General features: G+C 59.3%; 16 protein-coding genes. 2 read left to right on the plus strand and 14 right to left on the minus strand.

The window, feature by feature from the left end; all coding sequences use genetic code 11:
- Positions 1 to 32 precede the first annotated feature (32 nt).
- A complete protein-coding gene (locus tag AC07OO_RS17310) occupies positions 33 to 9,992 on the plus strand; it encodes a LysM peptidoglycan-binding domain-containing protein (RefSeq protein ID WP_495083373.1) in 9,960 nt (3,319 codons plus the stop codon).
- 558 nt (positions 9,993 to 10,550) lie between these two features.
- Here AC07OO_RS17310 and AC07OO_RS17315 read toward each other — a convergent pair.
- Positions 10,551 to 10,904 (minus strand): helix-turn-helix domain-containing protein, encoded by a 354-nt coding sequence (locus AC07OO_RS17315; protein ID WP_495083374.1) that lies wholly within the window; start codon positions 10,902 to 10,904, stop codon positions 10,551 to 10,553.
- A gap of 516 nt (positions 10,905 to 11,420) precedes the next feature.
- Here AC07OO_RS17315 and AC07OO_RS17320 point away from each other — a divergent pair.
- On the plus strand, positions 11,421 to 11,825 hold the full coding sequence (locus tag AC07OO_RS17320) for a hypothetical protein (protein WP_495083375.1): 405 nt from the start codon (positions 11,421 to 11,423) through the stop codon (positions 11,823 to 11,825).
- Positions 11,826 to 11,859: 34 nt separating this feature from the next.
- Here the strand turns inward: AC07OO_RS17320 and AC07OO_RS17325 are convergent, their stop codons facing one another.
- Genes AC07OO_RS17325 through fliF form a run of 13 tightly spaced genes read right to left on the minus strand, consistent with a single transcriptional unit; the run spans position 11,860 to position 22,740 of the window.
- A complete protein-coding gene (locus AC07OO_RS17325; protein ID WP_495083376.1) occupies positions 11,860 to 12,729 on the minus strand; it encodes a sigma-70 family RNA polymerase sigma factor in 870 nt (289 codons plus the stop codon).
- A 12-nt stretch (positions 12,730 to 12,741) separates the two neighbouring features.
- On the minus strand, positions 12,742 to 13,518 hold the full coding sequence (gene fliP / locus AC07OO_RS17330; RefSeq protein WP_495083377.1) for a flagellar type III secretion system pore protein FliP: 777 nt from the start codon (positions 13,516 to 13,518) through the stop codon (positions 12,742 to 12,744).
- A complete protein-coding gene (locus tag AC07OO_RS17335; RefSeq protein WP_495083378.1) occupies positions 13,515 to 13,898 on the minus strand; it encodes a flagellar biosynthetic protein FliO in 384 nt (127 codons plus the stop codon). Before AC07OO_RS17335 ends, fliP begins: the two co-directional genes overlap by 4 nt.
- Positions 13,895 to 14,284 carry a FliM/FliN family flagellar motor switch protein gene (locus tag AC07OO_RS17340; RefSeq protein WP_495083379.1) on the minus strand — a complete coding sequence of 130 codons (390 nt, stop codon included), beginning with the start codon at positions 14,282 to 14,284 and terminating at the stop codon, positions 13,895 to 13,897. Before AC07OO_RS17340 ends, AC07OO_RS17335 begins: the two co-directional genes overlap by 4 nt.
- Positions 14,285 to 14,308: 24 nt before the next feature.
- A complete protein-coding gene (locus tag AC07OO_RS17345; RefSeq protein WP_495083380.1) occupies positions 14,309 to 15,139 on the minus strand; it encodes a FliM/FliN family flagellar motor switch protein in 831 nt (276 codons plus the stop codon).
- A 9-nt stretch (positions 15,140 to 15,148) separates the two neighbouring features.
- Positions 15,149 to 16,327, minus strand: a complete 1,179-nt coding sequence (locus tag AC07OO_RS17350; RefSeq protein WP_495083381.1) for a flagellar hook protein FlgE — start codon at positions 16,325 to 16,327, stop codon at positions 15,149 to 15,151.
- A 26-nt stretch (positions 16,328 to 16,353) separates the two neighbouring features.
- Complete coding sequence (locus AC07OO_RS17355) at positions 16,354 to 16,758, minus strand: flagellar hook assembly protein FlgD (protein ID WP_495083382.1); 405 nt, start codon at positions 16,756 to 16,758, stop codon at positions 16,354 to 16,356.
- On the minus strand, positions 16,755 to 17,720 hold the full coding sequence (locus AC07OO_RS17360) for a hypothetical protein (protein WP_495083383.1): 966 nt from the start codon (positions 17,718 to 17,720) through the stop codon (positions 16,755 to 16,757). The genes AC07OO_RS17355 and AC07OO_RS17360 overlap by 4 nt, the downstream gene beginning before the upstream one ends.
- On the minus strand, positions 17,717 to 18,232 hold the full coding sequence (locus tag AC07OO_RS17365) for a hypothetical protein (protein WP_495083384.1): 516 nt from the start codon (positions 18,230 to 18,232) through the stop codon (positions 17,717 to 17,719). The genes AC07OO_RS17360 and AC07OO_RS17365 overlap by 4 nt, the downstream gene beginning before the upstream one ends.
- Complete coding sequence (locus AC07OO_RS17370) at positions 18,229 to 19,647, minus strand: FliI/YscN family ATPase (RefSeq protein ID WP_495083385.1); 1,419 nt, start codon at positions 19,645 to 19,647, stop codon at positions 18,229 to 18,231. Before AC07OO_RS17370 ends, AC07OO_RS17365 begins: the two co-directional genes overlap by 4 nt.
- Positions 19,644 to 20,549, minus strand: coding sequence for a FliH/SctL family protein (locus AC07OO_RS17375; protein WP_495083386.1), 906 nt, complete (start codon positions 20,547 to 20,549; stop codon positions 19,644 to 19,646). The genes AC07OO_RS17370 and AC07OO_RS17375 overlap by 4 nt, the downstream gene beginning before the upstream one ends.
- Entirely contained in the window at positions 20,546 to 21,241 is a 696-nt protein-coding gene (locus tag AC07OO_RS17380; RefSeq protein ID WP_495083387.1) for a hypothetical protein, read from the minus strand. The genes AC07OO_RS17375 and AC07OO_RS17380 overlap by 4 nt, the downstream gene beginning before the upstream one ends.
- Positions 21,238 to 22,740, minus strand: coding sequence for a flagellar basal-body MS-ring/collar protein FliF (gene fliF / locus AC07OO_RS17385; protein WP_495083388.1), 1,503 nt, complete (start codon positions 22,738 to 22,740; stop codon positions 21,238 to 21,240). Before fliF ends, AC07OO_RS17380 begins: the two co-directional genes overlap by 4 nt.
- Between the last annotated feature and the right edge of the window lie 16 nt (positions 22,741 to 22,756).

The following is a 22,756-nucleotide window of genomic DNA, read 5'->3' on the forward strand; positions in this document are numbered from 1 at the left end:
CCTTCCAGTACCTGCGCGATGCCAATGGCAATGTGCTGCAGACCACCCAGTTTGCCAACGGACAGGGCATCTACCAGGTCAGCAGCAATGACCGCGTCACCCGCACGGTCTACGATGCCGCCAATCGCGCAACCCGCACGGTGGACGCCACCGGTGCGGTTACCGATCTGGCCTATGACAAGATGGGCAATGTGCTGCGCACCAGGCAGTACGCCAATGCCTTGGCCGGCTACACGGCTGCTCAGGGGGGCTCGAACCTGGTGGCACTGGCTGCACCTATGGTGGATGCCGCGCATGACCGCGTCACGCGCCATGCCTATGACCGTGCCGGCCGTGAGGCGGTGGTGGTCAATGCCGAGGGCGAAGTCACGCAGTATGCGCGCAATGCGCTGGGCCTGGTGACCGACCTGACCCGCTATGCCACCAAGGCCACCGCCGTGGCCTTGCAGAATCTGGATACGGGCATGGCCATGACCGACCAGGCCGTGGCCGGTAACTTTGCGACGAGCACGCAAGACCGAGTGACCAGCCGCCGCTATGACGCCGCTGGCCAGTTGGAATTCGTGGTGGATGCCGAGGGCTATGTCACCCGCTACCGCCACGATGGCACGGGCCAGATGGTGGAGCAGACCCAGTTCGCACAGCGCGCTGACCGCAATGGTCTGGATGGCACCTTCTTTGCGGCCGCGGGCGCTAACGATGCCGCGACCGGGTTCACCTTTGATGGTGCGGGGCAGTTGAGCCTGCAGACTGATGCCCTGGGGCATACCCAGGTCTTTACGTACGACGGTGCGGGCAACAAGACCAGCTTTACCAACGAGAACGCCAGCACCTGGAACTATGACTACGATGCTGCAGGGCATCTGCTTCGGGAAACTTCGCCCGAAGTTGGAGTTTTGACAGTTCAAGGCGGCGACTCAGGTCCGTTGACATCAAGTCAGGATTTGTTCCACACGGTTCGCCTTGTCACCGAGATGGCATACGACGCGCGCGGCAACGTGCTGTCGCGCACCGAGGCCAAGGGACTTGTTGGCCAGGAACGCACGACTACCTACGTCTACGACAGCCTGGATCGCCAGGTCAAGACCATCTTTGCGACTGTGGGTGTGACCAACCCGCTCGACACCTACTCCATGGCGGATGTCAACGGAAACGCTACACGCCATGAGACGCAGCGACAACTCTCCACCTTCACCGAGTACGACACGCTGGGCAATGCCTTCCGTAGTACCGATGTGGCAGGCAATCCCCGTAGCAAGACCTACGACAAGGCCGGGCGTGTACTGACCGAGACCGATGCCGAAGGCAATGTGACCGAGTACCAGCGCGACTACGCCTTTGGTGATGTGGCACGCCTGGTCCGCCACGACAAGACCAATGCTGCCAATGACCGCCAGCTCGACACCTACTACGATCGCATGGGCCGTGTGGTCACCGTCCAGAGTGAAATGCTGTACGGCGTCATCACCGATGCACAGGGCAATCCCACTACTTACCGTGGCGTGCGTCCCACCACCACCAAGACCTACAACGCCTTTGGCGAACTCATTGTCCAATCTGATGTGCGCGACCCGGTCGCGCAGACTTCGCTGAAGACCTATTACCAGTACGACAAGCTGGGCCACCAGGTGGGGCAGATCGATGCTATGGGCTATCTGATGGCTCAGGACTTCGATGCTCGTGGCAATGTGGTGGCGCACACGGAGTTTGCCAAGGCTCTGAGTGGTTGGACCGGCAACCTGCCCAATGCTACCTTGCAAGATCTGCTGCCTTACGGTTTTGCTCCAAGTGCCACCGATCGCACCACGCAGTACAAGTATGATTTGCTCAACCGCAAGATTGAGCAAATCGAGGTTAACCTCAGCTATACCAACATCAACAACGATGGCACTTTGGGCGCCACGGCCAGCGGTGTGCACACGCTGTATGAATACGACAAGGTTGGCAACCTGACGAAGACGACCGACCCGCAGAATCATGCAGTCACCGAGAGTCAGTACGATGCGCTGGGCCGTGTTCGGGCTGTCATTGCACCGGAGCGCTCGGTGCAAGCCAATGCGCAGGCCGCCCCCACAACCGGCGCCCCCACCACCAGCTTCTACCGAGACGCGTTTGGCAATGTGGTGGTCATGTTGCAACGCCATGCGGGACAAGGCGATGCGATCGATCCAGCTTTGGACCGTGCGACCCTCACCCGGTACGATGCCCTGGGCCGCGCAGTGCAGGTTACGGATGCCGAGGGGCACAACAGCTTCATGTCATACGACGCCATGGGGCGCGTGACTACGCAGTGGCAAAACCTGACCAATACACAGCAGACCTTGTTCACAGCGACCGCCTATGACAAGGTGGGTAACCGAATCCATGTCTACACCTCCGTAGGGGCGGAGACGGCAGCACTGGTGGACACCGCTTCCATCTACAACGCATTTGGCGAGATTACCTCCAAGATAGTGCTGCAAGGGGATGCCCCATTGCGCAACGTTCTGGATTCTTCTCACCTGGGAGAGTTTTACGAGTACGACAAGGCCGGTCGCGTGTGGCGCAGCAATGCGGGCGATGGGGTGACCCGAATCTTCTTCTACGACCTGCAGGGCAACCAGACCACCCGTATCGAGAGCAATGGCGCAGCCAATCTGGATGCACCGGAATTGACGAGTGCAGCCCAAGTCTTGTCTATGGATGGCAGTGTGGACCCTACGGCCTACCGCCGAACGGATTTGGCGTATGACGCCTTGGGCCACCTCATCTTGACCAAGGAACCCACACGAGCGGCGAATGCGCAGCTCAACGTTCGCGTTCAGACCAACGACCTCTACGCAACTATCAAGCAGCAATCCAGCAGTGCGGACGGCGTCAATCAAATCGACATGCTGTGGAGCCCGCTGAACACATTGGGTAGCGGCGACGTGCGCGTCACCGTCGAATACGAGACGCATTCAACTTTTGAGCATGACGTCACGCAGCGGGAGTCTCAGACCGTCATACTGTCCCCAGAGGAAAGCGTCAACGGATATAGCTTCAAATGGAAAAACACCCACAAGGAACTGGACCCCAGCGCCAGCAGTTGGGGTGTTTCCAAGATATATAGCATCAAGGTTGAGAAAAAAGATATCTTGGGCGCCTGGTTGACTGTCTATGGCAGCAATACGCCTGGAACGCAGGGCGCCAGCGAAATTCAAACTTGGCAGTCCACGCAGCCGTCGGTACACCTGATTGCAAGCCCCGACCTGGTGCCACCTGGCCTAGCCACCATCATTCCGCTGGTCCGTTACCGCAACCAGTTCACAGGCCGTTATATCGTCACCTCCGACCGGGGTGAACCGAGCGACACAACCAACAAGGACATACTGCGCAACCACCTGGTGGGCTGGTCTGCCGGTGATGTCATTGGTTACATTGCCAAGGACCAAGTGCCTGGCCAGAGCCTGGTGCCGCTGTACCGCTACCACCAGGCTGGCACAGACGTATACCGCTATGCAACCGACGCCAATGACCCTGGTGTGGCGGGCTGGGTCTTTGATCGCATCGACGGTTATGTATACAGTTCCGCACAAGCGGGTTTCACAACGCAGATGTACGCACTGCAGCACGGCGCAGGCTCCAACGAATTCAACTACACCACATCGGCCATAGAAAACGCCAACCTGTTGCAAAGCGCGAACGCTTACTTTGTGCAGCACAGTGGGTTGTCCTTGGAAGTTTCGCTGCCGACCAATCTGAATTTCATCCCTACGCTGGAGATCACGGACAAAGCTACCCAGGCCGTCATTACCATTCCCGGGGAAGCCATACGTGCGTTCAAGGACGCCTATCGCTTCACAGACATCGGCTTGCCGCCCGGCAATTACGACTACAAGCTGAGCGTAGTTTCCAGCACGCAGGGTGACACCTTGGTCAGCAAAGGGTCCTTCGCGATTGGCGGTCCCAGTGCGCCCAGCGACTTCAATAGCTACCTTGCCAAGAACGACTCATTCCGTGTTGGCATGGAAAACGTGGGCGGACAAAGCCACAGCGTGGCCAGTTGGGATCGTCCAACGGGTGATGTCCATCCAGTCATCTCCTATCGCCTGCGTGGGCAGACCGAGTGGAACAAGGATTTGCAGGCACAGCCTCTGGACGCCAATGGGCGTGTGGGCGTCGTGTTGGATGGTTTTGGAGCCGGAATCTACGAATACAAGGTTGATTTCTTCAACTGGGTCAACGGTGACCACACCGTCAATTCGGGCACGATCACTATCACAGCGCCAACGCCACCGGTTTCTGCGGATATCACTTCTGTTGTGAGCAACCAGCCTTACTTCCAAAACGGCGGCATTGTCGGCTATGTCTACACCGACCCCGCATGGGACCGTGTACCGCTCAAACGCTACGTGAACAATGCCGGGCGCCATTACTTCACGGCGCGCGCGCAAGACGACATGTATTCGGTTTTGTCGGACTGGCAGAAGTTGGATGCTTGGGGGCCAGACATCAAGAATTTCTTTGGTGTGGCCGACCTGCACCAGGTCAGCTTGGACAACGTGCTCCGCATGATGCTTGGATTCCAGCCGGAGCCAGCGGTCGGATACGTCAATAGGACGCCAACAGCCAACGACATCCCGCTCTATTCCTTGTACCAAGGGAGCGACGTGGCGACCATGGACCGGCGCTTTACCACCAGTGCTGCGGAGAAAAACGCTCTGGGTTGGCAATCGGACATAGCGGGCTATGTCAGCAAAACACCGGCGGATGGCACCACAGCCCTATACCGTGCCGACATTCCGGGTATCGATGAAGTGCTTACCACCAGTGTGGGGGAGCGAACCAACCTGCTGACCTTCAGCGCCAACCCGTTGGCGCCGTCTAGCCCAGCGGGCGAGCCCCACATCGACGGCATCAGCTTAGGTATTGGCAAGATCGATGGCAAGCAATATGCCGTCATCCAAGGCCCCGCGCTGCCGGACAAAGCACGCGTGCGCGTCATCATTGCCTCTGCGACGCAGGGCATCGTCAACGCCGATGCCACTGTCTACAGCACGATCAGTGGCCGAGCCAGCTTGGATGCCGGTTATGGAATGTGCGTGCCCATTGCGGGGCAGAATATCTACCCACCCGGTGAGTACACGGTGCAGATCATTCTGGAGGGTGTGGTCTCGGAAAATGGGGGTTCTTACAACGAAGCCCGTACTACCTTGCGAGTGACCGTGCCGGCAAACTACACCCCGTCGGTCAATGTGAGCCACGTAGCCAATGCAGGCCCCTTGTGGCAACCCACACGCGTGTATGACAACACCACAGCAGACCAGAACATGCGCCCCACCATTGCGCGCCAGGTAGATCGCTGGGGCAATGTGACGCAGATCGATGATCCACGGGTCAACGCCAGTGGCAACCATCAGCACACCAGCTACGTCTACAACGCGCGCAATCAGTTGGTTGAGCAAACGCAGACAATCAACAGCGATATCTTGCCCCTCGGCATACACCGTGAAGAGCAGGCCACTACCAGGGTCTCCTATGATGCCCAGGGCCACCAGATCGCCATCACCGACGCGCTGGGCCATACCAATACCAAGCTATATGACGCGGATGGCAACCTTGTATTGGAGCACCACGCCGACGGTGGCTCGGTGCGCTATGGCTACAACGCCTTTGGCGACAAGGTGCAAAGCGTGGCTGACCAGTCTGCTGGCACCACCATCACCACCAACTTCGCTTACGACAAGCTGGGGCGTGTCGTCAAGACCACGCTCAAGGATGTAGTTGCATCTTACAAAGCCACCATTGAAGGTAACGAAGACTCTGTCAGCGTCATCGTCAATGGAACGGCGACCAGCAGTTTTGATGCAGCCAATGCCGTCAGTTTCAAAGACGTTGCGCTGGAACAAGGCGAAACCCTGGTGGAGAAGATCGTCTATGACGACGCCGGGCGCGTGATCAAAACCACCAACGGCAACTATGAACAAACGGTCTATGAGTACGATCGCAACGGCCAGGTCAGCGTGCGCAGCAACCTTGTGCCTACCGAATCGCCTGTAGTGAGTTACCTGGTACAAAGCGTTCACTACCGCTATGACGTGTTAGGCCGCAAGACCGAGCAATCAGACGCCACCGGTTACACCCAGCGCTGGACCTACGACCAATTCGGCCGCAAGTTGGGTTACCAGGACGCTGGTGTGACCTACAAGTACGCTTACAACGAGGCTGGCGAGCTTATCCATGAAGAGAACAACCGTGCTGGTAGGGCCGTCAACAAGGACTATCAGTACGACAACGCCGGCCAGCTCATTACCCTGCGTGACAACTATCTGGGCCAGACCACCCAGTACACATACGATCTGGCGGGCAACCGCCTGAGCGAGCAGCTGCGCCAACTCACCCGCCTGGCGGACGGCACCCTCAGCAGCGTGGTCTACCAAGACAACGACACGCTGTACGACAGCCTCAACCGCGTGATCTACACCAGCGACGGGCATGCCCAGGTGCGCATGGAGTACGACAAGGCAGGCAACCGCACCACGGTGAATACGGAAGTCTGGAACCCCTCTGTGACACAGGGCGTTCAGTCCGACGACCACAAGACCACCAACAGCACTTTCACCTATGACGCCATGAACCGGCAGGCAAGCCAGCATGATGCTCGGGAGGGTGGCGTGGTTGAAGACCGCACCTATCTCTACGATCTACAAGGCAATCGCGTTCAAGAGACAGTGACCGGTGGCGCCACCCCAGGTTCCACTTCGTACACCTATGACAAGCTCAACCGCTTGACGAACGCCAGCTCCGCGACCGAACTCAACCGGCATGACTACCGCTATGACGGCGCCGGCCGTGTCGTAGCCAGCACCAGCTACGTGGCCTACGGGATCGACCAAGCCCGCCTAACCCCACAATACCGCTACACCCAATACGATGCCACAGGCAAGGCCACCAAAACGCGCAGTGTGCAGCGTGGGGACTTCTTGCAAGGCAACGTCAATACCCCGGTCCAGGTCAGCACGATGGACTACCTCAGCGGGGGTGGCTACGATGCTGCGGGCAACCAACAGGGGTATGTGGATATCACCAAGACCTTTACCCAAGGCGGGGTGGCCAACAAGCGCATCACAACCACGGTTACCAACGTCAACGAGCACCAAAACGGCCAGGTTCACCAAACCAGCATCATCTCTGCCCGCAAGGTCGAGGCATGGGCTATTGGCGGACCAAACCCCGATCTGGGCTTTGGCACCCCAGGCTATACCCCCAGCCAGTGGGTGGACGACATAGGTGACGCTGTCGTCACCGCGACCAATACCTACGACGCCAACGGCTTCCTGGTGCGGCACGCAGAAAGCGTCGACACGTCGTTCAACCGGGCGTTTGTCAACAACAGCGCTGGCCAGGCGGTGTATGTCAACCAGCATGCCGCAGAAACACCCGGCGTCTATGGGGCGGGTTATCTGACCAACCCCAACGCGAACTTTGTGGGCGGCTTTGTGGGCAACTCCACGATGCCCGGTCAAGTGCAGCGCCAGCTCATCGTCAACGGTGAGGTATTGGCTCGCTACGGTATTGCCGCCCAAGATGACGCCAACCCCAATGGCATACCGGGCGTCACATACAAGAGCACGTTGGACGTATCCGTGGGTAGCGCACCCATCACCGGCACCAAGGCGGAGCCCACTGCCAGCAGCTACACCGTACAGCGTGGCGAGACCATGCAGAGCATCGCGCGTGCAGTCTATGGTGATGCCCGCCTGTGGTACCGCATAGCGGACGCCAACGGCTTGGCTGTGGCTGCGGACTCGCTGCTGCAGGAAGGCCAAACCCTGTCGCTGCCCAAGTTGACCCTGAGCACCAACAATGCGGGCAACTTCCAGCCTTACGACCCCAGCAAGATCACGGGCAACACCAGCCCCACGCTGCCCGTCATGCCCAACCCCGCGCAGACCGGTGGTTGCGGCATCATGGGCCAGATGATCATGGTGGTGGTAGCCGCTGTGGTGATGTATTACACCGGTGGGGAGGCGGCCGAATGGTTTGCAAGCCCTGAAGTTTGGGGCAGCGGCACTGCATCAGCGGTTGCCGGCGGCGCTGTGGGTGGAGCCGCAGGTTCTATCGCCGGGCAAGTCGTCGGCAATGCGCTAGGCGTCGTCAACGGCTTTAGCTGGAGCCAGGTGGCCATGGGTGCCATTGGCGGCGGAGTAGCTGGCGGGCTTGGCAACTATTCCGCCTTTGGTGGTGAGACGACCTCCTTTGGCAACACGATCGTCCGCTCGGCCATTGGCAACGCACTCACGCAAGGCATTGCGGTCGTCACGCATGTGCAAGACCACTTTGATTGGACGTCAGTGACAGCCAGTGCCGTAGGTGCGGGCGTGGGCTGGGGCATGAACGAAGCCCTGGACTTGACGAACAACGGTATGCTGAATAGTTCGATAACCGGTTTTGACAAGTTCACGCGTGCTGCGTTCAGCGGGGTTGTGGCTGGCAGCGCCACCGCTATTGCGCGTGGTGGCAAGCAGAGTATCCTGCAGGTGGCTACCGATGCGTTTGGCAATGCATTGGGTGGGGCGTTCATTGATGCAATGCAGCCGGTGGACAACCGACACTTACTCAACGGCGTCAACAAGGTCATGGACCCTGACTACTATGGCTCAGACAACCGGTCTGTGCTCAATGCGGTTAATCGGGCCAATGATCCTGACTACTACCAGGCTAGTACGGACTTTGCCGGTTATGCAGCTGCGCGTCAGCAAGAGCGCGATCCCTCGGGATTTATGAAGTGGAGTGGAGGCCCCGTTGAGCCACTCACCAATTCCGAAATTCTCGCCGCCGCCGGGTTTAGTGGCAATAGCGAAGTACAGCGGTCAATGCGTTCCTTGGATGTGTCGCGAATGATTGATGGCGGTACTGCACCAACAGTTGGCTATCGGGACAGCACGGCATTTAGGCCTATTGAAAAAGGAGTCTACGAATACAAAGAGTGGGTGGACGCTGATGGCTATCAGCAGAAGAGTTGGTTGGACTACCCATCCAACGTGGCATTGAAGGATGCGGCCGGCAACAACATCCTGCCTCAACTAACTCGCGTAAGCGGAGCCAATCCCCTGATGACCTCATTTCAGGAGACAGATCAATACGGCAATCTCACAGGCGGCACAACCGAGATTGATCCGACGCCAGTCCGTGACTCGTGGGGTGAAGCCGTGGTGCGCACAGCCAAGGCTGCTTGGAACAACCCGTGGCAAGCCGGGGTTGGCGCCGCCAAGAGCGTGCTGAACATCGGACCATCACTGGTCAACTTGCCGATCATGGCGGCCAAGAAAATCCCGGAAGGGTATCTTGCTATCGGGAATAAAATTGGGTGGGTCTCGGATGAGGTTTACGGCAACTACCGCGATGTACAGCCTTGGCAGTTGCACACTTGGTCTGCAAGCAATGATGCGCAGAGCTTCGGGTTGCATGGAACCGATGCGCTCATGGCTGTGGCTGGTGGAGTCTCGGCCTGGCAGCAGGCGGGGAAGGTGGCTGCGCTCAGGGAGGCCGCTAGTGCAGTCGATGCAGCGGCTGCCTTCCATCCCGGTCAACTGGCCGCCGCTTCAGGTGAGGTTTCCCAAGCGTCTATATTGCGTTCTTTGCGGCAGGCTGGGACTCCTGAGTCCCTTGCGTCGGCAAAGTTGATTAGTCGTGGTAAGGTGAGCTTAGACATTCTGGAAATTGACCCGTCCAATCGTGGCCTCGGTGGGCTATATCGCTTTGGTTCTTCCAGGGTTGAGGTTTATAGCAACGCATCGGCGACTCCGTTGGAGGCTGCTGGATATACGACACATGAGATGACCCACTTTATGCAGGGACTCAATGCGCGAAACTACAACCTCGGACATGAATTCTCTGCATTTAGAGCGCAAGGTGCAGTTGATGCAGGGCATTGGACAAACTCACTAAGTGATATTCAACTGTATGAGCGCCTTGCAAATCATCCTGTATATCGTGGTGTTCGCCCGGACCCAAATTGGTCCTACTAAGGGGGTGATTTATGAAATGTAGCAATTGTGGTGGAGAGCATTGGGCTGTCGTGAATCGACTTGGAGCGATAGAAACATGGCGCTGTCTAGAGTGTTCTAGAGAGGAGGTCGTACATGTAAATGCACCTTTATCAGCAGCGGATCTGCCGTTGAATAAAGAGCCTGTATTCCGGCTTATGGCTGAATGGTCTGCAATGCCAGGGGCTAGAGATGTAGAGTCACTTCGTTCTTTGTTTCCCCGTGTGAAAGACTTGACGTTGGCCACGATGATGCGCGCCGCACGTGAGAAGAGGTCGATTGAGTTGGGGCGGTTTATTGAGAGCGAGTTGCTTCCTATGACGAAAACTCTGGACACGTTGAGTCTCAAGTTGTCGCGGGTTCCGATCATTGTTCCGTAAGTTTGATAGCTGAAATCCTCCGCTTGGCTAACTTATGACTCAAGTCGAGCGCACAGCCAGTTACTAGTTTAATAGCTACTAAATAAAAAGCCCTCACCACCCCAGCCCTAGCGGCGGAGGTTTGTGAGGGCTTTGTCTTGGGTGGTGCTGTTGTTACTGTTCAGTGCTGCGCCAATACCGCATCCAGCATCTCACTGACAAAGCGCTGCCTTGCCTTGGGCAGTTGAGAAATCGCCTCGATCTGCTGCTGCCACTTCGGAGTCGGCCCACGTTTGCTGCGCTCCGTCTTGCTCGTCAGGCCAATCAACTCGTCCACCGCCACACTGAGGATCTGGGCCAACTGCGGCAGCATGGATGCCGGCACGCGCAGCCGCGCACCCTCGTAATGCGCCAGTGTCTGCTGCGCGATACCCAGCTGTTCGGCCAGTGCCTGCTGCGTCAAGCCATGCTCCTTGCGCAACTGCGCCACCTTCTGGCCCACGGCCACAAAAAAATCCTTGTCGTCCGTTGCCATGCTCTCAATCCAGATCCACTGCGATGGTCTGGGTGGGTAGCTCGCTCAATCAAGTGCGTCCTAGGTGTGCTTGTTCACCAGCGTATCCCGGCGGAACGATAGGCGTTAGCCACGGCGACTGTTGCGTTGGTTCGCAAAAGGTCAGAAGCGCAGTATTGCTATGATTTATGGAGCAAACTATATAGATTTGGCGAGGGTTAGTGGCAAAATCTATCCTTGTTCGTGCCTGGGAACTACCAATAAAACCTATTTTGGGTATTTTGAGCCAGTTGATATGCCATTCAGATGAAAAATGGCTACTAGCCCTCGCCAAGTGGTCTTTGGGTGCTATGAATTACGGAGCAAACAATCTCCCACCCTACCTTGACCAAGGATTCCGTTCAAACCCGATGGCTGCAACATCCGCTCGCCAGCCCCCATACCAGTGGCGCCAGGGCCCGAATCCACGGACAATGGAGGGGCAGGTCCTTCCTGGTCGTGCACCTTCTTCAGCCTTTTTGCCAGCCAACCCCTCCCGTGACAACCATCAACCCCCAGGTCCAACAAATCGCAACCACGCTGCGCACCCAGATAGCGGCGCTGCGCACGCCCATCGTGCAGGCCCGCGTGGCGCGGGACGCCAAGGACCGGTTGAAGAACGAGCAAGCCACCGCCAAAGAGGCGGCGGCGCCAGAGCCCGACTTTGCCCAGGCGCTGGCGCAGCGGGTGCAGCGCATTGCGCCGGATGACCCGTATGTCAAACGCAAGGTGTTTCGCGTGCTTTTGGAGTCGGTGCTGGCGGCAGAATTTGGCGCCGCGCTGGTGGCAGACCCGCAGTTCGCCACCATGGTGGACGGCATTCAGCAGCAGATGGAGTCTGATGCAGACCTGAACGCCATGATGGAAAAGGTGGCCAAGGATTTGACGGCGGCCAACCGCTGAGCGGGTTGGGTTATGGCGGCGTTGTTCGCCGCGGCTACCACGCAATGTCGCAGCGCGGCGTGCCTTTGAGGGTCTGGCGCAGGTTGGTCATGGCCTGTTTATGGATTTGCGAGATGCGCCCCTTGCTCAGGCCCAATAGGGTGGCTATGGACTCAAACGGCATGCTTTGCAGGTAGTGGCAGCGCACCACGGTCTTTTGCTGCGTGGGCAGGGTGTTGACGAGTTCGCGCACGCGCTCCTGGAGCTGTTTGAGTTCCAGAGACTGCAGGTAGGGTATGTGGTGGGTATCGGCTGTGTTTTCATCCGCTACCAGCATGCCGCTGTCTTCCAGCAGCCAAGACAGTGCCAGACCGATGCCTACTTCTGACAAGTAACCCAGCAGCGTGTCGGTAGGGGCCGATATAGGCGGCTGGGCCACGGGCTGCGTGCCAGAGTGTGTTTTCTTGCTGGCTTGCAGGCGCTCGTGCTTCAGCCGCTGGCTGAGGGCAATTTGCTCGTGTTTCTCGGTGGCGGAGTTGATGCCATCCACAATGGCGCCGTGCATCCGGTGCGATGCAAAGGTGCTGAATTTGAAGCCTTGGCTGGGGTCGAAGCGGTCCAAGGCTTCGATCATGCCTACCGTGGACCACTGCAGATAGTCGCCAAACTCAATGCTGTTGTTGTAGCGCTTGGCGTAGTGCACGGCGGCCACAGTGCGTGCGTAGGGCAGAAAGTGGCAGATGAGTTCTTCCCGGGCCTGCTCGTCCTTGTTGGCACGCAGGCGCGTCCACAAGGCGTCGACGGCGGCCTGGTTGAGGCCGCTGCTGTCTGGTGTCGCCGATGTGGGCCGGGCCGCTGACGTTATTGTCGTATTTGTTATGGCGGCGCCGGCTGCGGCTGAATAGAGTCCTCCCCCCCGTGGCATGCGGTGGTACCTTCAGTGAAAGCTGCCAACCAAGCCCTTGAGCAACAGGCTCCAGCCGTCGATCAGAATGAACATGAGGATTTTGACGGGCAGGGCCACCGTGGTGGGGGGCATCATCATCATTCCCAAGGCCATGAGCACGCTGGAGACGATCAGGTCAATCAGCAAAAAGGGCAGAAAGACGACAAAACCAATCTGGAACGCCGCGCGCAACTCGGACAGCATGAAGGCGGGAATGAGCTGCACGTTGCTGATGTCGTTCATGCTCTCGGGCGTGGGGGCCTTGGACAGCTCCACCATCAGCGCCAGGTCTTGCTCGCGGGTTTGCCGCACCATGAACTCGCGCAGCGGGCCTATGCCATTGCTGTAGCCGGCCTCCATGCTGAGTTTGCCGCTCATAAAGGGTTGGAAAGCGTCTTGGTTGATTTTCTGAATCACCGGTGACATGGTGAACAGGGTCAGAAAGAGCGCTAAGCCTATGAGCACGGTGTTGGGTGGCGTCTCGTTCATGCCAATGGCATGGCGCAGCATCGACAACACGATGATGATGCGCAGGAAGCTGGTCAGGCAGACTAACAGAGCCGGCAAGATGGCCAGCACGGTCAAGCCCAGCACAATGCGCAGGGCCTGAGCCGTCTCGGTGGATGGCGTGCTGCTGAGCGCCGGCAGTGTGTTGCTGGTGGCACCCGCAGCGTGGGCCACGCAGCCTACGCCAGCCAGCAGCGCGCCACACAGTGCCAGGCGCAGCCATGGCTGTGCCCGCAGGTGGCGGATATAGGTCGCCATCATGGGGTGGAGCCTTCGCTTTGCGGTGGCGGCGGAGTGGTTGCCGAGGTGGGCTTTTGCGCCAGCAGGCAAATAGCTTGCTCGGTGCAGCCGATGAGTAGTTGCTCGCCCTGCCACTCCACGGTGTGGACGCTGTGCTTGGCGGTGAGGCGTGTGCTGTGGAGCACGGTGGCAGCACCGCCGGCGCCACGCTCGCGCTTGAGCCATTGGGCCAGCAGGGCTGCCGAGGCGGGCTTGCGCTTTTTCCACCAGGCCCAAGCCAGTGCGGCGGCCAACACCAGCAGGCCAAACGCGGCCAGGGCCGAGGGCACATCCAGGCCCGCGCTGTCACCCGCTGAGCCCGGCGGGTCGCGGCGCAGTGGGATGGTGGCGGGGAAGGTCATTTGGCCGGGTTGTTGTTGCCCAGGGTCAGGCCTTGGGGCACTTCGGTAATGCGTACGCCAAAACTATCGCCCAGGGCGACCAACTGGCCGCGCGCGACGACCTGGCCTTCGAGCATGAGGTCTACCGGCTGGTGCACGGAGCGGTTCAGTACCAGTACCTGCTGCTCGCGTGCGGCGAGCAGCTCGCCTACGGTCAAAGTAGCCTCACCGACGCAGACTTGCAGGGTGGTCTTGACCAGGTGCAGCGGGTTGATGGAGGTGATGAGGGGGGCCTTGTCGGGTGGTGGCGCACCGTGACCGAGCTCGCTCAATGCAATGAGTTGGGCTTGTGGTTTGCCGGGTTGTGTTGCAGTGCCGGCGGTGGCCATATTCATATTTTCATTCATGGGGTCGTGCGGTGTGGGAGCAGGTCAGCCGCCAAAGGCGATCAATTCGGTTGCGACGGTGCCTTGGCGTTGACCCAGCCAAGCGTGGCACAAGGGTTGGTCTGTGCCTTCACCCACTTGCATCAAGAGGGTGGCGGGCTGGTTGAGGGGGTGGTGGATGGGGATGATGTCACCCAGGCGTAGGGACTGAATTTGGCCCAGGGTCAGGGTGACCGAAGCCATTTCTACTTTGACATCCATGGCCTGTCGGCCAATCGCCTCGATAAACGGGGCCAAGGGAGCTCGCCTTTCCGCAGTAGGTGCGGGGCTTGCTCGCATGCCATCCGGGCCTAGCAGATGCAGCACGTGAGCGGCCTCCAGTAGCAAGGAGAATTCTCCTTCCCACCAAGGCAGGAGCACCAGCAAGCTGCCGTCCCAGCGCTGGGTAGCGTTTGGAGCAGGCACTGTTTGTCGCAGTTCGCTCCAGGTGGATGACAGGGGGTTGCCTGCCAGCCCCAGGGCGGCGGCCAGCCGCGCCTGCCAGTCCTCCCAGGCTTTGGTGGCCAGCTCTTCCGCAACGGTGGACCCCGTGTCTTGCGCTGCTACAGGCTGCGCACCAAACATGGCGGTGGCCAGGGTGTGGCGGGCATGGGCGTCATCCAGTATCTCGGCAGAGCTGGGCGCTGCGTTGCTACCGGCTTCGGCAATGCCGATTTCCCACTGTTGGCACCAGTCAGATAGCACCGCGAGCAGGCATGCTTTGACCTGTGCTTGCTGCTTATGGTTCCAACTCAGCAGGTCTTTGGCGTTGCGAGAGGCCTCCAGGTCCAGCAGAGGAGATGCCCCAGCCTGGGGGGCGGTGGTGTCGGTCAACACGCTGTCACCTTAGCGGCCCTTCATGGAAAACAACTCTTGCAGCATTTCATTGGCGGTAGAGACGATCTGAGAGCTGGCCTGGTAGCCGCGCTGCATGATGATCAGGTCGCTGAACTCTTGCGAAATGTCCACATTGGAAAGCTCCACAAAGCCGGAACGCACGTCGCCAAACGCGCCACCTGCCGTGCCTATGTGCCAGGCGTTGGCATCCAGCGCTTCAAACTCGTTGTCGCCCAAGGAGCCGACGGCCTCTACGTTGTCAAAGCGGGCCAGTTGCAGGTGTGCACCCTTTTCCGTCTGGCCATTGCCAAAGGTTTTGATCAGTGTTCCGGTGGCATCAAACGCGGCTGAAGTCAGGTCTGCGGGTACATAGCCGTCGTTGGAGGCATAGGCCAGGGCCGTCAGGCTTGCCGTAGCGAAGGAGGTGACATCCTTGCTGAAGTCGAGCGTCAGTGGGATGGCGGGCTGGCCGGTGGGCGTGTAGCTCATTGCCAGCTTCTCGGTCGCTGCCGTGGGCTTGCCGTTTTGGAAGATGAGTTGACTGGTGCCAATGACAGTGGTGCCGTCCAGCAACTGAACCGACCAACTGCCGGGCGTGGTGGCGCTGGTGTTGGTCAGCTTCATGCTCAGCGTGTGGCTCTCTCCAGCGGCGTCCACCACGATGATGCCACCGACGGTTTGATCTGTTGTGGCCGTGCTGAGCAGGTTGCCATTGAACTTGACGGTGGTGGTCTGCTTGCCGGCCTGGACTTTGGATCCGTCAATGGTGATGTCGGTCTGAGTGCCGTTCTCATCCACGCCAACTACTTTTTGCTCAGTGCCCTTCTTGACCAAAATGCCATCTTTGTTGAATTCAAATTGGCCTGCGCGGGTATAGGTGATGCGTCCATCCTTTGCCTTCAACATGAACAGACCTTGCCCGTTAACGGCTACGTCCAGGTTGTTGCCAGTCTGGCGCAGCTCACCCTGTTTGAAGGAAAGGCTGGTCCCTGCCGTGTTGACGCCATAGCCAACTTGGCCAAATTGACGGCCGCTATAGGCCCCACCGGAATAGTAGGAATCGTTGAACTGCAGAAAGCTGCTCTTGAAGCCCGGTGTGTTGAGATTGGCGGTGTTATTGGCGATGACGCGCAAGCCGCGTGAAAAGCCGGCCAGGCCAGACATGCCAACGTAGATGGTTTCAATCATGGTGGGGGGTGCAGGGATGCAATAGGTTAGCGAACGGCGGTGATCTGGCTCAGGCTGATGCCTGAGAGGACAGCGCCAGATGCCGTTCTGATAGTGAGGGAAGGGGAGTCGCCCGATAGCGACAGGGCAGACACGGTGCCGGTGACGGCGCCAGAGCCCGAGCTGCCTCCAATATCAACCGTGCGGCCAATCAGGCCGACGGACTGCAGGGCCGACTGGTTGTTGATCAGGGTTTCGATCTTATTGTTGAGCTGCTGGGTTTGCTCCAGGCTGGTGAATTGGGCCATCTGTGCCATGAACTGCTGGTTGTCCATGGGTTTCATAGGGTCCTGGTAGGACAGTTGCGTGAGCAGGACCTTCAAAAAATCCTCCTGCGTCATGCCCTTGGCTTGCAGATTGGGTGTGGCGGCGCTGATTGCTCCGATGCTCATGAAACCTCCCGTGGGTTGATTGAATGCAGATACTTAGAAAACGACATGGCTTTGCCCAATTGGGCGGGTTCAGGTGGGGGCGAGCCCTCAGCTGGGTCAAACAAAACCTGTCCGTTGCAAATGACACGGCCCAGTTGTTGGCCCTGCGCCAGCAATTGCTTGTGCAGCGCAGGGATGATGATGGACGCTTGCTCGGCAATGGTGGAGGCCGTTCCGCTCATGCCCATCCAGATGTCGGCGGTGCTGCCATGCCACTCGGCGTGCAGTCTGACGGCGTTATTTTCCTTGATTGCCGCCGACGTGGCAAAGGGTAATTCGTCTACGGCGGCCTGGGGTTCGGTCGCAACCGGCTTCAAACTGGCTGCGGTCACGGGGGTGATGGAGATACCGCTGAGCTTGGAGACCCGTGCCGCCAGGCTGGTAACCAGCGCCAGTACTTGCTTGGGCGCGGAGCCATCGCTCACATTGGGCACTTCGGGGGCGGTTGTGCCGGCATTTCCGCGGCTCCAGCCGGCCAGGGAAGCAGCATCTGACGCGGCTGCAGAATTGTCTTGTAGAGGTTGCAGCCCGCTTGCAGGGCCGGCATTTTGTGGACGTACCAGTGCATGCGCCTTCAACATGGTCTTGGCCGCGGCTGTGCGCTGAGCCTGGTGGTGAGTCTCGGTCTGCTCTGGGTCAACAGTGTCCTCGGGCTGGCTTGGGGCGGCCGATGCATAGGCGCGCATTGCAAAGGTGGCTGTGCCGCTGCCTGTTGGCTGGGTTGCGGGCGCCATGCTAGGGCCGTGAACGCTCTGTTTGACAAAAGGCTTGAACCAACTGGCCACCTGCGCCCGCTCCATTTCGCGCTGCCAGGCACCGCGGCGTGCTACATCGGTCTTGGCATTGGAGCCGGCGTCGGTGCGGATGCCGGGCGACTGGGCTTGTGCCTGCGGGTCGAAGGGGAGATGGCCAAGGCGTGTCATGGTCCTGCCTTCTTCCGGACCGGGTGCCGTGCCTGGTTTGCCTGCATGCGGCCAATCCAATCGCGATCGGCCTCAGCGGCTTCGCGGCGTGACAGCTCGGTCGCGTATTCATGGACGGCCGATACACGATGGTCAGCAAGACCGTCCAGCTTTTCCTGCTGCGCGATGCACTGCTCCTGCAGTTGCTTTTGTTCTGCGCGCAGTTGCTCCAATATCTTTTGCTGGTCCGCAATCTTGCCTTGCAGTTGGCTTAGAAAGCGCAAACTTTGCTGGTGGAACCGGGGGTCTGCGCGGGTTTGCAGGGCTTGCTGCGTATGGGCTGCGTGCGTTGTGAGTTCGTGGGCCAGCGCATCGGCCTTGGCCTGCGCCTTGTTGGTGGCTTGTGTGGCACGGGCCAACTTGCCCTGCAGAGCATCCATGACCCACTCTTGCTGGCGCACAAAAGGCGTCAGCGCATACGAGAAACCCCGCAGGTCGACGTTCGTGATGGGTTGGGAGCGGCGCGAGGTCATAGTGAAGGCTTCTTATTCAGCTCTTTTGCGACTGGCTTTGCCGTGCTGTTGACGATTTCCTGCAAGCTCTTGATCGCCATCGTACGCGCAACTCCGCCATCGCGCTGCCGCAGCCATGTCTGCAATGGCTGTTCAAGGGCCAAGGCCTCGTCCAAATCCGGGTTGGCACCTTTTTGGTATGCCCCAATGTCCACCAGTTGGCGGTTTTTTTCCAGCAGGGCCAGGTGCTTGATGGCTTTGGTGATGAGGTCCTGCTCGGTCGTCGTGGTCAAGTCGGGCAGCAGGCGGCTGGCGCTTTTCAGCACATCAATGGCCGGGTATTGGCCTTGGTGGGCCAGATGCCGTGATAGCACGATGTGGCCGTCCAGAATGGCGCGCAGACTGTCGGCTACCGGCTCATTCATGTCGTCGCCCTCGACCAGTACGGTAAGTAGTGCGGTGATGGAGCCCCCGGAGGGAGCCGTGCCGCAGCGCTCGCACAGCTGTGGCAGCTCGGCAAAGACCGAGGGTGTGTAGCCGCGCGCGGTCGGAGGCTCGCCGGCCGCCAGGCCTACTTCGCGCCGCGCCATGGCGAGACGGGTGATCGAGTCCATGGTCAGCAGCACCTGATTGCCGATGTCCCGGAAATACTCGGCAATCGTCATGGCCGTGTAGGCTGCGCGGATCCGTGCCAAAGCGGGTTGGTCTGATGTGGCGACCACAACAATGGAACGCTTCAGACCTTCGACGCCGAGTTGCTTGTCTATGAATTCCCGCACCTCGCGGCCACGTTCTCCAATGAGTGCAATGACGTTGATATCTGCACTGACATGGCGGGCAATCATCCCCAGCAACGTGCTTTTTCCAACGCCGCTTCCCGCAAAAATGCCCACCCGCTGGCCCTGGCCCAGCGTCAACAAGCTGTCGATGCAGCGCACACCGGTTTGGAGCACGTGCTCAATGCGAGGGCGCTGCATGGGGTTGATGGGATGGGCGTACAGCGGGCGCTGAATGGGGGCAACTGGGTGTGGCAGATTGTCCAGCGGGTGGCCGAATCCGTCGATGACGCGACCTAACAATTCGGGGCCAACTCCCAAAGTGGACTGTCGGCCCAAGGCCACCACCTCGGAACCCGCGGCTATGCCGTGGAGATTGCCATAGGGCATCAGGGTGACGTGGTCGGCTCGGATGCCAACCACTTCAGCCAATACACCGGGAGAAGCTTCGGATTCAAGCTGCCCTTTCATGCGGGAGTTGGACCGTGTGCGGGGCAGGATGCGGCACAGTTCTCCAACCGTGGCATCGGGGCCTTGGGCGTCGATGGTCAAGCCCTGCATTTGGCGAACCCAACCCACACGCTGCACCAGTTCAATGTGGTGCAGCGCCGTGCGGTATGCGCGCAGCGGGCGGCGTCGGTCGGGTTGTTGCTGGCTCACTCGGCTATGTCCTCGTTAGCGGATTGGGCCAGCAGGTGGCGTCGGGACGCCCGGGTCTGTAGCAGCATGTTCTTGAGCGATTGGAGTTGAACCTCCAGTCGCGCGTCCAGCGCACCCTCGGTAGAGCGGAACTGACAGCCACCCAGGTTGATGCGCAGGTCCGGCACCCAATGCAGGGTGGACTGTTCTGCACTGAAACCGGCGCTGGAAAGTGCATCCAGGCTGGGCTGGTCGTTCTGCAGCAACGCAATGTCGTCTGGGTGCATGTGGATGTTCAGTAGCGCACGGCCATGCCAGGCCTTCAGGCACCGCAGCAGTTGGGCTCTGAGTCCCGGCAGGCTGGCGGCCTCGTCGCCCAGGATTCTGCAGACAACCTCGTACACCAATGCCAGCATATCGTCCTCAGCGTTGTTGAGATGGTCCGTAAGCTGCGCCGGAACGCCGGCCAGCAAGGTGTTGACCTTGCCTATCTGCTCTTGCAATTGGTGGCGCAGTTGTTGGCTCTTTTTTTGTGCCTGCTGTTCGGCTTGTATTTGCGCCTGCTGCAGCCGCTGGGCTATCAGTTCTTGCGATGCATGTTCTACTTGCTTTTGGTGTTCCTGCTCCGCATGGCTCGCGCCGGCTTGGTAGCCTTCTTGGTAGCCCTTCTGAAAGCCGACTTGGTGCCCTTCCTTGTAGCCAGCTTCCTTGCCCAGGGCTTCGCCTTGCCGCAGTGCGGACTCAAGATCCGGCTGCACCGTCGCGGGCGGCGGCACGACGGGCGGCTGCATGATGGGTGGCGGGCTTGCAACCACGGCGGGTGCAAGTTGCGTAGGAGTCTTTACCGCCGGTGCCGGTCGGCGCAGTTGGAGTGATTGCGACTGCAACGTGACATCGTGCAGTACGTCGCCGGGTGTATTCATGCACTCGCTCCAGGAAGGCGCAGCCAGCGCAGAGCATTTTTCCATCGCGGGGCATGGCTGGAGGGTTGCGAACGGATCTTCAATGCAAGCGAAGGCAAAACGCGGTCTGTGATGTCAGCTTGGCACCGTCGCCGGATCGATTGGGCTAGTGTTTTGCCCAATTGGGTGGATGAGGGCATGGCAACGGCAGTGTCCAAGATAGTCAGAACGTTTTGCTGGTGTGCTGGATGCAAATGCTCCAATATCTCTCGCTGCCAAGACCAGTTGTGCAGGCGCATGATGCGTGCCACCAGTGCAGCCGGCTCGCGGCGCAAGATGTTGGCCAACGTTGCAATGCCATGGTGATCCAATTGGCCCAGATACTCAATGTCTGTCAATGGCTGGTTGGGGCCTTCTCCTGCGTCGCGAGCGACCACCATTGTCGGCGTAGGGACGGATGCGTCTTGGCTTGCCTGCTGTGACACCATCAACGCCTTGGCGGGTGCAGCTACCGGCAAGAATGGGCCGCGTCCCGTGGGTATGCCCAAGGTGGTCAACTCGTTGACCATTTGACGCAGCAACTGGCGATGGTGTTCGGGGAGTTGCGCCAACAGCCACTCTTGGTCCGCAGGGGCCATGGCGTGCAGCGCCAGTGCGGCCTGCCGGGGGCCACCTTGCGCTTGTGCCGTAGTGGCGATGTTTGCGAAGTTCATGCCTGAACGCCTTCTTTGGGAACTCCGGCTTTCTCGGTGTTGCCGGAAGCTAGCCAGGCTTCAACTTGGCGTAGTGCTGCTTCGCGCTCTGATTCGCTCAAGTTGGATGGCTGTGACGGGACAGGGGCTTTCTCGCGGCGCGAAAGCCGGACCAGCAGCACCAGCATGACCGCAATGAAGGCCCCCAGTGCGATAGCCAAGGCAGGAAGAGCGGGTTGGAGCGAAGCGCTCGAAGTACCACCACTGTCTGCTGGCGGGAGATGGGTGGCGGATATCTGGTTTTCCACGTGGTAGTTGACGGGAGTGGTATCGGCGGCTGCAGGCGCCACCAGCGATCCGAGCGATTGAACGACGACCGTATCGCCACGTTCGGGTGTGAAACCGACGGCCGCCGCTACCAGGCTGCGCAATTGGGCTTCTTGCGCACTGTCCATGTTCCAGCGCACGACGGTGATGACTTGCAGCCGTCGGATTGCACCCGCGACATTGTTGACTTGCTCTACACGGCGACCTACCTGGTAGTCCACATCTCTTTGGGAGCTTCCTTGCCCAGAATTGCCAGGTGCACGGGCTGCATCGAGTGGGGGAACATTGCTCTCATGAACCGACTGCCGTTCCTTGACCATGACGCCGCGGCTGTCGCCGGCCTGGGTGGGGGCCGCAAGTACATCTTCTGTGGTGGTGCGGATTTGATCCATGTTCAGGGTCACATCGACGCTGGCCAGTGCCTGGCCTGGGCCGAAAGCTTTGTCCAGCACCTCGGTCAACTTGCGGACCAATTGCGCCTCGGTTTCCTGCTTGAGCTCTAGTCTGGTGTTGGCGTTACCGATAGCTGTGGTGGTGGTCGGAGTTGCGCTTTCATCTGGCAGTCTGCTGAGCGCCACTCCCTGTTTGTCGACCACCGTTACGTCCTGTGCTGTCATGCCAGGGGTTGCTGCAGCCACCAGACGCTGTATGCCGCTGACCTGCTGTGGGCGCAGCGTCTGGCCGTCCCGCAATGTAATGTTGATGGCCGCCTTGGGCTTGACATTGGCTTGCTTGAAAAGGCCTTGCTCCGGCAGCGCGAGATGAACACGAACATCTCGAATTTCCGACAAAGACAGAATAGTGCGCGTCAACTCACCTTGCAACGCCCGTTGGAAATTGATCTTTTGTGCGAATTCGGTCATACCGAAGTCGGTGTTGTTGAAGAGCTCGAATCCCACTGCACCATGCAGTGGCATATCCTTGCCCATGAGTTTGATGCGTGTAGCGTGAACCACGGTTTTATCAACCAAGATGGTGCCACCACTTTCGTCGACTCGGTAGGGGATTTTCAGCTTCTCCAACTCCGCTGTCATGACCGCAGCGTCTTGTGGTTTCAGGTCGCTGAATAGAACCTGGTATTCGCTACGCAGGAACCACCAGGACGTGCCGATCAGCACACCCACGATCACGATCACGCCCGCCACGAACGTCATCCGCGCGGCCTGACCCAAGCCATCCCAAAAAGCCTTCATCCCTGCACTCCCATGA

It is taken from the genome of Rhodoferax sp. GW821-FHT07G04, assembly GCF_059418585.1.

Excerpts from the sequence above, each read along its gene's own strand:
- AC07OO_RS17315 (WP_495083374.1), bottom strand. The coding sequence starts at position 10,904 with ATGGCAACGGACGACAAGGATTTTTTTGTGGCCGTGGGCCAGAAGGTG.
- AC07OO_RS17325 (WP_495083376.1), bottom strand. The coding sequence starts at position 12,729 with ATGCCACGGGGGGGAGGACTCTATTCAGCCGCAGCCGGCGCCGCCATA.
- fliP (WP_495083377.1), bottom strand. The coding sequence starts at position 13,518 with ATGATGGCGACCTATATCCGCCACCTGCGGGCACAGCCATGGCTGCGC.
- AC07OO_RS17335 (WP_495083378.1), bottom strand. The coding sequence starts at position 13,898 with ATGACCTTCCCCGCCACCATCCCACTGCGCCGCGACCCGCCGGGCTCA.
- AC07OO_RS17340 (WP_495083379.1), bottom strand. The coding sequence starts at position 14,284 with ATGAATGAAAATATGAATATGGCCACCGCCGGCACTGCAACACAACCC.
- AC07OO_RS17350 (WP_495083381.1), bottom strand. The coding sequence starts at position 16,327 with ATGATTGAAACCATCTACGTTGGCATGTCTGGCCTGGCCGGCTTTTCA.
- AC07OO_RS17355 (WP_495083382.1), bottom strand. The coding sequence starts at position 16,758 with ATGAGCATCGGAGCAATCAGCGCCGCCACACCCAATCTGCAAGCCAAG.
- AC07OO_RS17360 (WP_495083383.1), bottom strand. The coding sequence starts at position 17,720 with ATGACACGCCTTGGCCATCTCCCCTTCGACCCGCAGGCACAAGCCCAG.
- AC07OO_RS17365 (WP_495083384.1), bottom strand. The coding sequence starts at position 18,232 with ATGACCTCGCGCCGCTCCCAACCCATCACGAACGTCGACCTGCGGGGT.
- AC07OO_RS17375 (WP_495083386.1), bottom strand. The coding sequence starts at position 20,549 with ATGAATACACCCGGCGACGTACTGCACGATGTCACGTTGCAGTCGCAA.
- AC07OO_RS17380 (WP_495083387.1), bottom strand. The coding sequence starts at position 21,241 with ATGAACTTCGCAAACATCGCCACTACGGCACAAGCGCAAGGTGGCCCC.
- fliF (WP_495083388.1), bottom strand. The coding sequence starts at position 22,740 with ATGAAGGCTTTTTGGGATGGCTTGGGTCAGGCCGCGCGGATGACGTTC.